15 protein-coding genes and 1 pseudogene are annotated in these 14060 nt (G+C 67.3%); 12 read left to right on the top strand and 4 right to left on the bottom strand.

Going from position 1 to position 14060, the window contains the following annotated elements; genetic code table 11:
• Positions 1–22 precede the first annotated feature (22 nt).
• From QZV94_RS02395 to QZV94_RS02345, 11 genes and pseudogenes are all read left to right on the top strand, one after another.
• Entirely contained in the window at positions 23–361 is a 339-nt protein-coding gene (locus QZV94_RS02395) for a DUF190 domain-containing protein (protein WP_293676201.1), read from the top strand.
• A gap of 25 nt (positions 362–386) precedes the next feature.
• A complete protein-coding gene (locus QZV94_RS02390; protein ID WP_293676200.1) occupies positions 387–2489 on the top strand; it encodes a heavy metal translocating P-type ATPase in 2103 nt (700 codons plus the stop codon).
• Between the two features lie 649 nt (positions 2490–3138).
• Positions 3139–3594 (top strand): outer membrane protein assembly factor BamE, encoded by a 456-nt coding sequence (locus QZV94_RS02385; protein WP_293676230.1) that lies wholly within the window; start codon positions 3139–3141, stop codon positions 3592–3594.
• Between the two features lie 377 nt (positions 3595–3971).
• Entirely contained in the window at positions 3972–4925 is a 954-nt protein-coding gene (locus QZV94_RS02380) for a cation diffusion facilitator family transporter (protein WP_293676199.1), read from the top strand.
• On the top strand, positions 4922–5875 hold the full coding sequence (locus QZV94_RS02375; protein WP_293676198.1) for a cation diffusion facilitator family transporter: 954 nt from the start codon (positions 4922–4924) through the stop codon (positions 5873–5875). Before QZV94_RS02380 ends, QZV94_RS02375 begins: the two co-directional genes overlap by 4 nt.
• Before the next feature lie 9 nt (positions 5876–5884).
• The gene (locus tag QZV94_RS02370) at positions 5885–6370 is read left to right on the top strand and encodes an SRPBCC family protein (protein ID WP_293676197.1); all 486 of its coding nucleotides are present in this window, start codon (positions 5885–5887) and stop codon (positions 6368–6370) included.
• Between the two features lie 1269 nt (positions 6371–7639).
• A complete protein-coding gene (locus QZV94_RS02365) occupies positions 7640–7990 on the top strand; it encodes a hypothetical protein (protein WP_293676196.1) in 351 nt (116 codons plus the stop codon).
• 66 nt (positions 7991–8056) lie between these two features.
• The gene (locus QZV94_RS02360; RefSeq protein ID WP_293676195.1) at positions 8057–8224 is read left to right on the top strand and encodes a zf-TFIIB domain-containing protein; all 168 of its coding nucleotides are present in this window, start codon (positions 8057–8059) and stop codon (positions 8222–8224) included.
• 321 nt (positions 8225–8545) lie between these two features.
• A complete protein-coding gene (locus QZV94_RS02355; protein WP_293676194.1) occupies positions 8546–8938 on the top strand; it encodes a hypothetical protein in 393 nt (130 codons plus the stop codon).
• Positions 8925–10328 carry a dihydrolipoyl dehydrogenase gene (lpdA, locus tag QZV94_RS02350; protein ID WP_293676193.1) on the top strand — a complete coding sequence of 468 codons (1404 nt, stop codon included), beginning with the start codon at positions 8925–8927 and terminating at the stop codon, positions 10326–10328. Before QZV94_RS02355 ends, lpdA begins: the two co-directional genes overlap by 14 nt.
• A 16-nt stretch (positions 10329–10344) precedes the next feature.
• Positions 10345–10434: pseudogene (locus tag QZV94_RS02345) on the top strand (TerC family protein); the annotation flags it as partial.
• 53 nt (positions 10435–10487) lie between these two features.
• Here the strand turns inward: QZV94_RS02345 and QZV94_RS02340 are convergent.
• The 4 genes from QZV94_RS02340 to QZV94_RS02325 form a co-directional block, all read right to left on the bottom strand.
• On the bottom strand, positions 10488–11246 hold the full coding sequence (locus tag QZV94_RS02340) for a thioredoxin domain-containing protein (protein ID WP_293676192.1): 759 nt from the start codon (positions 11244–11246) through the stop codon (positions 10488–10490).
• Between the two features lie 20 nt (positions 11247–11266).
• On the bottom strand, positions 11267–11725 hold the full coding sequence (locus QZV94_RS02335) for a disulfide bond formation protein B (RefSeq protein ID WP_293676191.1): 459 nt from the start codon (positions 11723–11725) through the stop codon (positions 11267–11269).
• Positions 11726–12043: 318 nt separating this feature from the next.
• Positions 12044–12298, bottom strand: coding sequence for a hypothetical protein (locus QZV94_RS02330; RefSeq protein WP_293676190.1), 255 nt, complete (start codon positions 12296–12298; stop codon positions 12044–12046).
• Between the two features lie 208 nt (positions 12299–12506).
• A complete protein-coding gene (locus QZV94_RS02325) occupies positions 12507–13097 on the bottom strand; it encodes a hypothetical protein (RefSeq protein WP_293676189.1) in 591 nt (196 codons plus the stop codon).
• Between the two features lie 672 nt (positions 13098–13769).
• Between QZV94_RS02325 and QZV94_RS02320 the strand changes: the two genes are divergently transcribed.
• A partial coding sequence (locus tag QZV94_RS02320; RefSeq protein ID WP_293676188.1) for a hypothetical protein occupies positions 13770–14060 on the top strand: 291 nt, incomplete at its 3' end.

Genomic DNA, 14060 nt, shown 5'->3' with positions numbered 1-14060 from the left:
GACCGCCCAGGAGACCCCACCGATGGACCCCGTCAGCAAACTGCTCCGCATCTTCACCGATGAGGCGGCCTATTTCGGAGACCGCAAGGTCTTCGAGGTGGTGGCCATCCGCGCTCGCGAAGCGGGCCTCGCCGGAGCGACTGTGCTCCAAGCCCTCGTCGGCTTCGGACACACCCCGCATCTGCATGCCCGGCGCCTGCTGGAGGACGACCAGTCCGTGGTCATCGAGATCGTGGACGAGGAGCAGAAGCTTCGGGCGTTCGCGGCGAGTCTCGCGGACCTTCCGGACATCGGCCTCATCACACTGGAGGCCGTCGAAGTCCTGCGGCACGTGACGCGGGCAGCCCCGTCGCCGTCCTAGCGGCCTCGCCAGAACGGAAGCCGCCATGGCTGAAGACAAGCCTACCAACGAGAGCCACCAGACGGCCGGGCGCTGGACCGCGGCGAACGATGCCGTGCCCGGTGCTCCTGATCCGCACGCGGGTCACGCGCACGGCCCCGGCGAGCACGGAACGTCCGACCCCGCCCACAAGCATGGCCCTGGCGGCCATGGTCACGACCACGGCGGCGTCTTCGGCGAGCGGACGGAACTGATCTTCGCGGCGATCGCGGGCGCCGCGCTCCTGTCCGGTTGGTTGCTGTCGTTCCGGGTCCCGGGCGCCTTTCCGTTGGGCTTGTACGGCCTGGCCTATGTCTTTGGCGGCTACTTCACCGTGCGGGAGGCCGTCGACAACCTGCGGCATCGCCGGTTCGAGATCGACACCTTGATGCTGGTCGCCGCGGCAGGTGCGGCGGCCCTGGGCGAATGGGCGGAAGGCGCGCTGCTGCTCGTCCTCTTCAGTCTGGGCCACGCCCTTGAACACTACGCCATGGGGCGCGCCCGGCGCGCGATCGAGGCGCTCGCAGAGCTGGCGCCCGAGCGCGCCACGAGGAAGCGCGACGGCGAAGTAGAAGATGTCGCCGTCGCAGATCTTCAGCTCGGCGACATCGTGCTTGTCAGGCCGAACGATCAGCTTCCCCCCGACGGGCCGGTGGTGGCGGGCGAAAGCAGTGTCGACCAGGCGCCGGTGACCGGGGAGAGCATCCCTGTCGACAAGCGACCCGCCGCAGTGGGGGCCGACTTCAGTAAGGCATCGGCGGAGCACCGGGTGTTCGCCGGGACCATAAACGGCGCGGGCGCACTTGAGGTGAAGGTGGCCCGGCTGGCGACCGAGTCGACCCTGGCGCGCGTCGTGAAGATGGTCGCCGAAGCGGAGGCTCAGCGATCGCCGACCCAGCGGTTCACGGACCGCTTCGAGCGCATCTTCGTGCCCTCGGTGCTTGTCCTGGTTGGCGGGCTGATGCTGGCGTTTCTCGTCCTCGACGAGCCGTTCAGCGTCAGCTTCTATCGCGCCATGGCCGTCCTGGTGGCGGCCAGCCCGTGCGCCCTGGCCATCTCGGTGCCGAGCGCTGTGCTCAGCGGGGTCGCGCGGGCGGGGCGGGGCGGCGTCCTGGTGAAGGGCGGCGGGCCCCTGGAGAACCTTGGTACGCTCACCGCGCTCGCCTTCGACAAGACCGGGACGCTGACCGAGGGAAAGCCCCGGGTGACCGACATCGACCCGGCGATAGGGGTCACGGAGAAGGAACTCCTGGAGACGGCGGCAGCCGTGGAAGCGCAGAGCGACCACCCGCTGGCCTCCGCTGTCGTGCTTGCGGCTCAAGAGCGGGGGCACGGTGCGACGCTGCCATCTGCCGAGGCCGTCGAGAGCCTGACGGGGCAGGGCATTCGTGCTCGCGTCGGGGGGATCGAAGTGTACGTCGGCAAGCCAAAACTCTTTGAAGCGCTGGCCGACGGTGGGCTCCCCGAAGAGATAATGAACGACGTAAGTCGTCTGGAACGGCAGGGCCGGACGGTGATGGTGGTGCGGTCTGGCGCCCGCTACCTGGGAGTCCTCGGTCTGCTCGACACCCCCCGTGAGGCCGCGGCCGGCGTTATCTCGCAGCTGCGGGGCCTGGGTCTCCGCCGGATCGTGATGCTGTCGGGCGACAACCAGGGCGTCGCGGACGCCGTGGCCGCCAAGCTCGGCCTGGACGAAGCCATCGGCGGCATGATGCCGGAGGACAAGGTCGCCTTCATCAAGACCATGCGCGAGAAGGAGGGCCTGGTCGCGATGGTGGGCGACGGCGTCAACGACGCGCCGGCGATGGCCAACGCCACGGTCGGGATCGCGATGGGCGCGGCAGGGTCCGACGTGGCCCTCGAAACCGCCGACGTCGCCCTCATGGCCGACGACTTGCGGCACCTCCCGTTCGCGGTGGGCCTGAGCCGGCAGACGAGCCGCATCATCAAGCAGAACCTCTGGGCCAGCCTGGGCATGGTGGCGTTCCTGATCCCGGCGACCCTGTTCGGGCTGAAGATCGGGGCGGCTGTCGTCTTCCATGAGGGCTCTACCCTGCTGGTCGTCGCCAACGCGCTGCGCCTGCTGGCCTATCGCGAGAAATCGGCGTGAGCGTCGCACTCCTCCCGGCCTGGCTTCGGCCCGTCCTGAGCTCCCACGGGGAGCCATCGCGGCGGCTCGGCCAGGCGCAGAGCCTGGGCCCCTGTCACCCGGCCGGCGTGACCAAGAGCAGGCATGTCGATCTCAGCGGAGCCTGGGGCGCGCGCCTCGGTTTGCGCCTCGTACTGTTGGCGCTCCCCACGCCCCCATCGACCGGTCTCCCGACGCGCCGCCAGTCCTTACCGGTGCGACATGCATGACCCCAAGCCTTCAACGAACCGCGCCTCGCTCTGGGCGGTGCTCCTGCTGCTCGCCGCCCTCTTCTTCCTTGCCGTCATCGTCACCTTGTTTCTGCTGGGAGTCTGACCGCCGGATGCCGAAACCCCTTGAGTATACGGACCCGGAACCCGGACGTGCTGGAACTCCTGCGGTTGGCCGCGCCGTCGCCCTGCGCGTACTGCGGCTAGCCGACCGGCCAGACCTTCGGCTGACGAAGATCTACGGGTCTGCGCCGTGCGGTTCCGGGACGCCTGCGAGGCGACCCGATGACCCCCCACCCATGCCGCCCATCGCCCGTCGGATATGTCCGGCGTCGGAAGGATTCCCAATGACGCGTCGATTGACCCACCCCGCCAGCTGGGCGCTGCTTGCGACCCTGTGCATGGGCGGCCTGACCCTCGGCGCCTGCGCCCCCATCACCGCCTATTCCGGCTTCCAGGCGATCGATTCCAAGCCGACCGAGCTGGTGGTGGGGACCGACACCAAGTCCACGGCCCGCGCCAAGCTCGGCTCGCCCTCTGTGGTATCCACCTTCGACCCCAACGTCTGGTTCTACATGAGCCAGATCAAGCAACGGGTGGCTTTTCGCCGGCCGCAGGTGGTGAAGCGCGACGTCGTGGCGGTGACCTTCGACAAGGAAACCGAGTCGGTGGCCAGCGTGCAGAGCTTCAACCTGGGCGACGGCAAGCAGATCGCCTTCAGCTCCCGCGAGACGCCGACCCGCGGCCGCGAGATGACGGTCCTGGAGCAACTGCTAGGCAGTGTCGGCCGCGGCGGACTGCTGCCGCAGCAGGATCAGGGTGTCCCCGGCAGCCGGCCAGGGGACCGTCGGCGGTGACGCTTTTCCATTTGTCCGCCCTGTCGTCACGCAGGAGCCTGCCGCCATGGCGACGCTAGATGAGCTTACCGCGGGGGCTACGGGGCCTTTCCGGAGCGGCGCCGCCGCACGCGACGGGTCCGCGGCGCCCGGCGCGAACACTGCGGGCATTGGCCGTGGGCTCCTGGCTGGAGGCGGCCCCATTGTAGGCGAGCGGCGCAAGTCTCAACCGAGAACTCCGCATCGGTCGACACCCTGGAACAAGGGAACGGAAGCCGTTGAGAGCCTGTTCCCAGGTGTGCACCGGAGCTTCCCGGCAGCGCGCGCACACACTCGAGGCTGGCGGGGCGCGCAGCGAAGGTCGTGAGGCACCGCAGGTGGGTGAGGGGAAGTTCGCCATGAGCCAAGAAGCGTCGCAGTCCCGCCATGCCAGTGAGCCTGGTGACGCGGGGCACGGGAAGGCGGGCCATGCGCACAGCCACACGACCAACGCCAACGCGCGCCAGCTGACCATTGCGCTGGCGTTGACCTCGACGTTCCTGGTCGCCGAGGTCATCGGCGGGCTGGTCTTCAAGAGCCTGGCGCTGCTCTCCGACGCCGCGCACATGTTCACCGATGTGGTCGCCCTAGCGATCGCGTTGGCCGCCATCAAGATCGGAGCTCGGAAGGCCGACGACCGCCGGACCTTCGGTTACCGGCGCTTCGAGATCCTGGCCGCCGCCTTCAACGCGATACTGCTGTTCGCCGTGGCGATCTATGTCCTCGTCGAAGGGGCCCGCCGCCTCTTCGAGCCGGCGTCGGTGGAGTCCACCGGCATGCTCATCGTCGCAGGCATCGGCCTAGCCGTGAACCTGGTCTGCATGCGCATCCTGGCCGGCGGGAAGGACAAAAGCCTCAACGTCAAGGGCGCCTACCTTGAGGTCTGGGCCGACATGGTGGGTTCGATCGGAGTGATCGGCGGCGCCCTTGTCATCCGCTTCACGGGCTGGGCTTGGGTCGATCCGATCGTCGCGATCGCCATCGGATTCTGGGTCCTCCCCCGAACCTGGGTGTTACTGCGCGACAGCACCAACATTCTGCTAGAAGGCGCGCCGTCCAGCGTGGCGCTGGATGCCCTTCGCAGGATCATCGGCGAAACGCCCGGCGTGGCGGGGGTCCACGACCTGCACATCTGGGTCTCGGGCGCGGACCAGCCCAGTTGCACGGTCCACGTGGTCCTCGCCCCCGGCGCGGAAGGCGAGGCCGTGCGGCAGCGCGTGACAGGCGCCCTCGCGGCGGACTTCGATGTGCATCACGTCACCATCCAGACAGAGACCGCCCCGTGCGATGCGCTGGCGGAGCTCCATTCGTGAACGCGGACGCCCACGATCACGGTGAAGCCCACGGACATGGTCACGGCCACCACCACGACACCGAGGGCATGAGCGACGGACGTCTGGTGGGCGCTGTCGTCGTGAACGTGCTGCTCACAGTCGCCCAGCTGGTTGGCGGCGCCATCTCCGGGTCGCTCTCGCTGATCGCCGACGCCCTGCACAATCTGAACGACGCGGCGTCCCTCGCCATCGCGCTCTTCGCGCGCAAGGTGGGTCGCCGGCCCGCCGACAAGCTGATGACTTTCGGCTACGGCCAGGCTGAGGTGGTCGCCGCCCTGATCAACCTGACGACCCTGATCATCGTCGGCCTCTATCTGGTCTACGAGGCGATCCTGCGGTTCATTGACCCGCAGCCCGTCGAGGGTTGGATCATCGTGATCGTCGCGGGGATCGCCCTCGTCATCGACGTGGCCACCGCGCTGATGGTGCGGGTCGGCGCCAAGCACAGCCTCAACATCAAGGCCGCCTTCCTGCACAACGTCTCCGATGCCCTGGCGTCGGTGGGGGTCATCATCGCCGGCACGTTGATCCTGCTGTTCGACCTCTATGTCGCCGACCTGATCGTGACGCTGATCATCGCGGCCTACGTCCTCTACCAGGGCTTCTCGCTCCTGCCGCGGACCATCCGGTTGCTGATGCACGCGACCCCGGACAGCCTCGACTTCGACCGGGTCGTCGATGCGATCCGCGGTGTGGACGGCGTGCTTAACGTGCACCACGTCCACCTCTGGAACCTCGGCGAACACGCCCGCGCCCTTGAAGCCCATGTGCAGCCGCAGAGCGCCTCGCTGTCGGAGTTCGCCGCCGTCAAGGCCGCGATCCGGACGATGCTGGCGCGGGACTTCAAGGTGAAGCACGCGACCTTGGAGGCCTGCGAGGCAGGCGAGCATCCGGATGAGGGACCCCTGCAGATCCCTCATAAGGCCTGAGGTCACCCGATGTTCGAAATCAGCCGCGAGGTGAAGGTCAACGCGCCACCTCCGGCCGTCTGGCGCGTCCTGACGGACTTTTCGGGCTACCGGGCCTGGACCAAGGCGGTCCTGGTCGACGGCGCGCCCGAGGTCGGCTGTGCGATGGGCTATCAGCTCGGGTGGCGAACAAAGTCAGGCGTCCATCGCGCCGTTCGTTTCGAGAGCAAAGTCAACACGGCGGAGCCGGGCGCAGCGCTGATCTGGACGTCCGGGGTTCCAGGGATTCTGGGCCTGCGGTTCGGGTTCGAGTTGCGACCGGCTGACGGCGGCACTGCGGTCCGTCACTACCTGCAGATATCGGGCGTGGCCGCTCTGTTCCGTGACCGCCTCACCCGCATGTACGGACCCGCCCTGGGCGCCGTGACGCAGGACCTTGCCCGGGTCTTGGCGAAGACGCGGCTCAGCTCCTTGCGGACGCTACCGGATATCCGGCGGCGCAAGCGGAAGCGCTAGCGCCCGACCGCGTCGAAATGCGGGCAGTCTCCGTCGCGCCAGGGGCCCAAGAATCGAATAGGGACCAGACTGCCGCAGCCGCGATTCCGTGCTTACGCCGATCGTCGCGACGGTCGGTCGGGAGGGTGGCGTGGTGCGGCGTCGCTTGAAGATCGTCATTGCGCCGCAGCGTGACGCGCACGGTCTTCGCGGCGATCGCGGGGCTGGAGGCGATAGGGCGCCCCATATCGGGGGCCCAAGGCATGCCTTGCGGGCTTCGTGGCCTGACCGCCGCCCAGATGGCTCAGACAGCCTCGTTTGTCGATGAGGTGAAGCCCGAGCGCTTTTCATTCATAGCGAAGGGGTTGCGGGCAAGCATCCTCTCTGATGTCAGCGGGTTTCTTGAGTAGACGTGGATTCGCCTCGCGGCGAACCTGCGCTGATGAAAGACAGGAGCGTGAGATGACGAAGCAACCCAGGTCGCCGAGCGGACGGCCGACGCGAAAGCCAACTGGTCCGTCCGAGCCCGGTAGCGCTCAGGTTCCGAACGTTGCGGGCGACGCGGGAACCGGCGGAATGATCGGTGAAGGGACGTCTGGGGAACCTGCAGCCGATGTCACCGAAGACGATCCCAGAACTACGCGCCCCGGCGGCATGGTCGGTGAAGGCTAGGGCGCCAGGTAATTGGCGACCGCGAGGCGGTGTCTCTCAGGTTTCCTCCTAGCCCCCGATTGCTGAGCCGCCTGTCCATCGGCCGCGCGCAGCGCAGGGTCAGGAACGGTGTGAGGCTGATGGCCGCGATGTCGTAGAGGCGGTATCCGACTGCCGCGCGCAGAGCACCCGTCGCCCACAGGCTGGCCGCCGTCGCCGTGCCAGTCGCGTTGCCGCCCGCTTCAGGATGGCGCCGCCTCCGATGAAGCCGACACCGGTGAGCAACCCTTCCATGATCCGGGACTAGCCTATGGACTCACGTCCGAGTATCGCGACGCCGACCAGCACGAAGCCGCAGCTGGCGATCGCGACGAGGGGGAAGGTGCGGATGCTGGCGCTGCGATCGTGGCGCTCCCGGCCCCAACCGACGGCAGGGCGAGCGCGAAGGCCAGCGCGAGGTTGAAGACGTGGTCGCGATCTCCCAGAAGCCGTCGGTGTCGAATGTCATGGGAGTTCCCGACCTGTCGTCCTGCACATGAACAGCAGATGACGCCGACCGTTCCGTTGGAGTTCAGGCGCGTGCGGCGAGGATGCCTGATCGCTGCGCGGATATTCCGCCAGCAAACCGGAGTAAATTCCATGAAATTGCTCATCGCCGCAGCGGCGGCCGCTTCTGTCCTCGGCGGGTCGGCGGCGCTGGCGCAGCCCTACGGCTACGGCGGCCAGCAGGGCTACTACGACCTGCAGCCCTACTACGGTCAGCAGCAGCCCTATCGCGGCCAGAGCTACGATCGCGGGTCCTACGCCCCGCCCGTGCAGTACGGCTACGCCCAGCCTTACGGCGGCAGCGCCTACAATGGCGGATCGGCCTACTACGGCGCCCAGGGCTACGGCTACAACGGCCGCTCCGAACGCCACGTACGCCGCGAGCATCGGCGCGACCGCGACCACCATGTGGGCCGGCGCGGCGGATACGATCGTCACCACTAAGGCGCACTTCACCTTCTCCGAAGGCGCCCGCTCGCCCGCGCGAACGGGCGCCGACAGGAGAGGCAGATGACAAACACCGGCGCTCCGCTCGACCCGCCACGATCAGGGCCTCGTTTGCCCCGCTTGCCGGGTGGAGCTGGTGATGACCGACTGCTAGGGGATCGAGTCGACTACTGCCCGAAATGCTGGGGGGTCTGGCTCGATCGCGGGGAACTCCACAGGATTATCGAGTGAAGCGCAGCGTATGACCGAAGCGGCCCCGCCGCAGAGGTTTCCCGAGCCGGCCGCCAGATCGGCGCCGGGCTACGGCCAGCCCTGGGATAGAGGTCGGTCCGGGCAACACGGCGGTGGGCATGGCGGCGGCGGCCACGGTGGGCGGCGGCGCGGCTTTCTCGGCGGCCTCTTTGACGACTAGGGTCTTCGGCGCCGCTTTGAGCCGCAACCGGAACACTGCGCAGCCGTTGCGCTGAGGAACTGCGTCCGCCCAACCCCGCAAACTTCGCCAACCTGACCGTTGCGTCGGACCCTGACGCTCCGAGCATCCGTGAGCCGATCATGCTGCCTGACCTGGACCTGCGATCAATGCGGGTCGCCGCTTTGCTGAATACTTCGAGTGGTGGCTGCGATGCGTCACCGCAGGATGATCTTGAGGTTCCGCTTAAGGCTGCGGCCATCGACATCGAAGGCGCGGGCGACGCCATCCGCCTGGTGGCGATCTCTGCCTTTCGGGACTGGCGGGCCGATCAGACCGTCACCCATGCCCGCCTGGAGAGTCTGGAGATCAACTCGGACGATCCCATCCCCGCCATCCTGGACGGAGAACGGTTCACGCTGCGCCGGTCCGAGCGCGTCACACGGGTGCGACAAGCCTTCTATGCCTTGCGGCCCTCAGCCGCGGCGAACCTCGATGAGCCACAGGCAAAGGAGGCGCGCCATGGCGTCGTTTGACGTCGTCATCATCGGTGGAGGACCGGGCGGCTATCCGGCCGCCATCCGCGCCAGCCAGCTCGGCATGAAAGTGGCCGTCGTCGAGGAGCGTGAGCTGCTGGGCGGGACCTGCCTCAACATCGGATGCATCCCGTCCAAGGCCCTGTTGCAGTCCACGGAACGGCTGGTGGCGGCCAAGGGCCTAGCCGCCTTCGGCGTCCTGGTCGACAATATCCGTCCCGACCTTGCCGGCGTGATGGCGCATAAGACCCAGGTCGTCAGTGAGTTGGGCGCTGGCGTGGCCTACCTGTTCAAGAAGAATGGCGTCACCTGGCTCAAGGGCCGGGGCCGTCTCCTGGCTGCCGATCGCGTCGAGGTCACGAAGGCGGATGGCGGCGTCAATGAGGTGACCGCGACCCGCGCCGTGGTCATCGCAACCGGTTCGGAAGCGACGCCCCTGCCTGGGGTGCCGGTCGATGAGCAGCGGATCGTCTCATCATCCGGCGTGCTCAGCCTTCCTGAGATTCCCAAGCGGCTGGTCGTGGTCGGGGGTGGATACGTGGGCCTGGAACTGGGGTCAGTCTGGCTCCGCCTCGGCAGCGAGGTGATCGTGGTCGAGTACTTGGATCGCATCGCCGCCGGCCTGGACGCGGAAATGGCGACAGCGTTGCAGAAGGTGCTGGAAAAGCAGAGCATGCAGTTTCGTCTGCAGCAGAAGGTGACCGGCTGCCGCCAAACGGAGAGTGGGATCAGCCTGGACCTTGAGCCGAGCGCGGGCGGCGAACCGGTCCGGCTTGAGGCGGACTACGTCCTGGTTTCCATCGGACGGCGTCCGCTCACGGCGGGCGCAGGACTGGCGGAACTCGGCGTCAAGCTCGACGCGAAGGGCATGGTGACTGTCGACAAGGACTTCCAGACCAGCGTGCGCGGCGTCTACGCGATTGGCGACGTGATCGGCGGCATGATGCTGGCCCACAAGGCCGAGGAAGAGGGCATCGCCTTGGCCGAGATCCTGGCCGGTCGCTATGGCCATGTGAATTACGCGGCCATACCGGCCGTCGTCTACACCTGGCCGGAGCTTGCGTCGGTGGGACAGACGGAAGAGCAACTGAAGTCTGCCGGGGTCGAGTACAGGGTCGGGAAGTTTCCATTTTCGGCCAACGCCATGGCGAAGGCTCGCCTTGAACGTGAGGGCCTGGTCAAGGTGCTCGCCCAAGTTGGCACGGATGAGATTCTGGGCGTCCACGTTCTGGCTCCAGACGCCTCATCCCTAATTCACGAAGCAGTGGTGGCCATGGAGTTCCGCTCAGCCTCCGAGGATATCGCACGGACAAGCCACGCCCACCCGACGCTGTCCGAGGCTTTGCGCGAGGCCTGCCTCGCCGTCGAAGGCCGGACCATCAATCTCTGAGCGACCGAAGATGCTCGTGGATAGACTTCTCTCGCTCGCCTCAGACCCTGCCGCCTGGGTTGCGCTGGCGACCCTCATTGGGATGGAGGTCGTGCTTGGGATCGACGGAAGCGCAAGCGGTCGACCGAGCCGCGGACGCAGAAGCCGGATTGCGAGACATCAACGCGTGGCGGCGACCTCGCCCCGCACCAGGTCCTGAAACTGACGCACGCCGAACTCCTGCAGCGGCTTGCCGTTCACGAAGAAGGTGGGCGTCTGCGAAACGCCGACCGTTGCAAGATCCTGGATGTCCTGCTTCAGCGCCGCGGTGATCTGCGGAGCCATCCTCGCCTGCCTCGCGCGCGTCAAATCGAGGCCGGCCTCGCCAGCGATTGTCCACGCCTTGTCGAGATCCATCGAGCCGTGCGCCGCCCATTCCGGCTGTCGTACGAAGAGCGCCTCCAGCACGGGCATGAAGACGTTCTGGAGTCTGGCTGTCTCCAGTATGCGCACGGCCTCGTCCGAGCCCGGATGAAGCGGCGCGTAGCGCAGGACCAGCCGAACGTTCCCAGGATACCGAGCAATCGTCTCTTTCACGATGGGATAGAAGGCGCGGCATGCCTCGCAGGCTGGGTCGAAGAATTCGACGATGGTCACCTTGGCGGCGATCGGCCCCACGGACGGCGAATGGGTCCTCACGAGTGTGTTGTCGTCTGCCGCAGCCGCCGCCGGCTGCGACGGATTAGCCTTTAGCGCGGCGGGACCGAGTGCAGGATCGCCAACGGCGGCGGCCGGCGTTCCTGCCGGCCCGGCAATGAGCGGCGCAACCTGCGCGGACGCGCCCGGTCCCCGCACCTGAGCCGCAGGCGTTTCTGTCCCACGGCTGTTGTACATGTAGACCGCGGTTGCGAAGGCGGCCAAAGCGAGGCCGGCGATCACGAGGACGATGGTCCGGCTGTTCATGGGGACCTGCGGCGAACGAGGAAGAGGAGGACGATAATGGCGGTGAACGCTGCCAGCGAGAGGACCGGAATCGGAAGCCAGCCAAGAATGATCGTGTCCGCGGTGGAGCAGGAGGGCCCGGCGCCGCACGGCTTGATTTCTTCGGGGATCACACCGGCAAACAGGAGCATGTGGTAAGACGCGATGAGCCAGCCGGTGGCGGCCAAGGGCAAGGCGTAGCGCCCCACCCGGAAATCCCCGACCATGCACGCCACCATCAGCACGATCGCCAGCGGGAACATGAACGCACGCTGGAACCAGCAGAGGTTGCACGGGGCTTGCCCCATGACCTCGCCGATGAACAACGCGCCGAGCGTCGCTGAGAGGGCGATCAGCCAGGTGAGGGTCAGGAGCGTCCAGGCGACCCGGTCGGGCGGTCCGGCCGTCGCCGCAGAAAGTCGCGCGGGGTCTTCCATTGCAGCCAATTCGTCACGGACCTCGTAGCCAGGCTAGTTGCTCTGGCTCGAACGGCATACGTGTGGAGTTCTCAAGCAGGCAAGGCGACCCCTCCGCCGGCCGCAGCTGCAGCTCAGTAGAGGTCCTCGCATAGTGCGCGAGGCGGCTTCCCACAGCGGGAGGTCGTCGGCTGCCGCCACGCCGGGAGGGGCAGCGGCGCGGCGAAGAGCGCCTCGCTGAAGCGGACGATCGGTCTCTGGGCGAACCAATCGGCGGAGTGCACTTGGCGCACGATCTCCGCCGACCGCTCATTGACTGGCAGGACAGGCGGTCGCGACTTAGTGCCGGCGGCCCCCCATGTGGCCGAAACCATTGTGCCCGCGAGAGTAGCGCCGCGAATAGCTTTGACCACGATCGTACCCGTAGGGCGCCGTGTAGATGGCGCCGCGACCGTAGCTGTAGGACGCGGGCGGGGATGAACGGCCATAGTATCCATAGTCGCGCGCGCCGTAGGTGGAGCATCCGGCCAAGGCCAGGCCGGCGAGGCCTGCAACGAACACCGGTGCGAATTGGACGAATTTTGTGCGTGCCATCACGTCCTCCTTCCGAGAATGAACACGAGATCGCACAGTTAGTTCAGAGTTGGGATGAACGACGTCCGAATGCAGTGTTCATGAAAGTCGACGGGACGGGTCGATTGTGCGCACGCGAGCGCCTGTAAGCCGGACACGCGACTCACAAGATCGACCAGGAGCGTGCGCCCCCAGCGCCGCTACGACCCGCGAGCCGGTGAGCTGCACTTCAGGCGCGCGGCGCCGGCCTCTGGATCCGCGGCCCGAGACTCTCCAGCACGGCGCGGGCGTCGAACGCGGCCGGATCCTCGGCCGGCTTGGCCCCGCGTCGCATCACGATCTCGGCCGTCGCCTCGAATTTGTCGATGGTCCGGACGTCGAGCCGGTTGCCGAAGAAGGAGCCGCCCAGGTGCGGGCCCCAGCTGTTCCAGCCGTGGCCGTGGCCGTAGTAGCGCCAGCTCGGTGCGAAGTGCCCGAAGTGAGAGCCATACCAGGAATTATAGAAGGGGTCGGTCTGCACATAGGCGCGCGCCTTCCGGTCGGTCTGGCGATCGGCGATCGTGAACCAGTCGAAGCCTTGCGCCGCCGTCAGTTCGGCGGCTCGGTAGAGCAGGTAGCTCTCGACGGTCTCCCGCGACGTCAGGCTGTTGCCGGCGAAACTCACCCGAAACCGGTCGGGCTCGATGCGCTGTTCCGAGAAGCCGCCCGGCGCCGGACGCCCGGCGGCGATATTGGGTTGGTACGGCGTGGCAGTCGCGCAACCGCTGAGCATTGCGAGCGCCAGCATGGAGCCCGCGAGGAGACCCGATCGTTTCGACATTCCCATCGTCCTACTCGTCATGCTCTCAACATTTTCCGCCAGCAAGCTGCGCCAGCTTATGGATAAGCCCATGAAATCTCTACACAGTATTCGTGGCGTCAATCTGGCCGCCGCGGTCCTTGCCGGCCTCGCCTGGTCGGCTGCTCCCGCCGTGGCCGAGCCATACCTGTTTATCGGACACGCCCGCCCGCCGGGCGCCACGGCGCCGAGTTCCAGCCGGGACACTTCCGCGTACTCTTTGGCGCGACCGAGCCGTCCATACGGAAAGGCGCCCTCCCAGATCTCCAAACCCTCGACCGCCCGCGCCACAACGCCGCCACGGAGCGTCTGCCGCCGACTGGGTCGTGATCCCCGCTACGGCTATGTCGAGATGCAGTTCGCCTGCTGACTCGGCGCGCTGCGCGGGAGACGCGCCAACGAGTCCCAAACGTGCGCTCAAGGCTCGTTCCCGTCCATCAGCGGCCGCCCGGGACGCGCGCACCTGTTGAGCCGGCTTGGAGCAGGCTCCGCGCGCTGAGCCGTGCGATCCCACGCGCTTCGCCGGCAATCGGCCGGCCGCGCCGGTCCGCTGAGATCCAGGCTCAGGCCCAGCGATCGTCCTGAATGCCCGCCATAGTCATAGGCCCCCTCATATCCATAGCCGTACCCATTGCCATAGCCGTAGCCGTCCCCATGGCCACGACCACCCTGCGTCTGCTGGACGAGGAGCCTCAGGTTTCCGTTTCGCCTCAGGGGCATGTCGCCCTGGAGGTAGGCGCTTCGATAGCCGCCGGTGCCGACCGCGACCCCAACCTGGCCGTGGATCTGCCGCTCTGGCCTGCCCTCCTGCCGATCGAGAGCTTCGGCATCCTGCCAGGGCGTCGTGGGGGCTGCCCGAAGGTAGGCGTCGATCTGCTCGCTGGTGGACATCGGCGCCGCAGGGGGCCTGGCGACGGCGGGCGCGGGCAAGACGGGTGCATTGGC

Source organism: uncultured Phenylobacterium sp. (assembly GCF_902826855.1).
Classification (GTDB): Bacteria; Pseudomonadota; Alphaproteobacteria; order Caulobacterales; family Caulobacteraceae; genus Phenylobacterium.
The sequence above is the reverse complement of the archived record's forward strand: the minus strand, read 5'-3'. Positions and strand labels throughout refer to the sequence as shown.

Bases quoted from the DNA above. Each gene is read 5' to 3' on its own strand.
- QZV94_RS02385 (WP_293676230.1), top strand. From the start codon at position 3,139: ATGGGCGGCCTGACCCTCGGCGCCTGCGCCCCCATCACCGCCTATTCC.
- lpdA (WP_293676193.1), top strand. From the start codon at position 8,925: ATGGCGTCGTTTGACGTCGTCATCATCGGTGGAGGACCGGGCGGCTAT.
- QZV94_RS02360 (WP_293676195.1), top strand. From the start codon at position 8,057: ATGACAAACACCGGCGCTCCGCTCGACCCGCCACGATCAGGGCCTCGT.
- QZV94_RS02335 (WP_293676191.1), bottom strand. From the start codon at position 11,725: ATGGAAGACCCCGCGCGACTTTCTGCGGCGACGGCCGGACCGCCCGAC.
- QZV94_RS02325 (WP_293676189.1), bottom strand. From the start codon at position 13,097: ATGTCGAAACGATCGGGTCTCCTCGCGGGCTCCATGCTGGCGCTCGCA.
- QZV94_RS02380 (WP_293676199.1), top strand. From the start codon at position 3,972: ATGAGCCAAGAAGCGTCGCAGTCCCGCCATGCCAGTGAGCCTGGTGAC.
- QZV94_RS02395 (WP_293676201.1), top strand. From the start codon at position 23: ATGGACCCCGTCAGCAAACTGCTCCGCATCTTCACCGATGAGGCGGCC.
- QZV94_RS02365 (WP_293676196.1), top strand. From the start codon at position 7,640: ATGAAATTGCTCATCGCCGCAGCGGCGGCCGCTTCTGTCCTCGGCGGG.
- QZV94_RS02355 (WP_293676194.1), top strand. From the start codon at position 8,546: ATGCTGCCTGACCTGGACCTGCGATCAATGCGGGTCGCCGCTTTGCTG.
- QZV94_RS02370 (WP_293676197.1), top strand. From the start codon at position 5,885: ATGTTCGAAATCAGCCGCGAGGTGAAGGTCAACGCGCCACCTCCGGCC.
- QZV94_RS02390 (WP_293676200.1), top strand. From the start codon at position 387: ATGGCTGAAGACAAGCCTACCAACGAGAGCCACCAGACGGCCGGGCGC.
- QZV94_RS02330 (WP_293676190.1), bottom strand. From the start codon at position 12,298: ATGGCACGCACAAAATTCGTCCAATTCGCACCGGTGTTCGTTGCAGGC.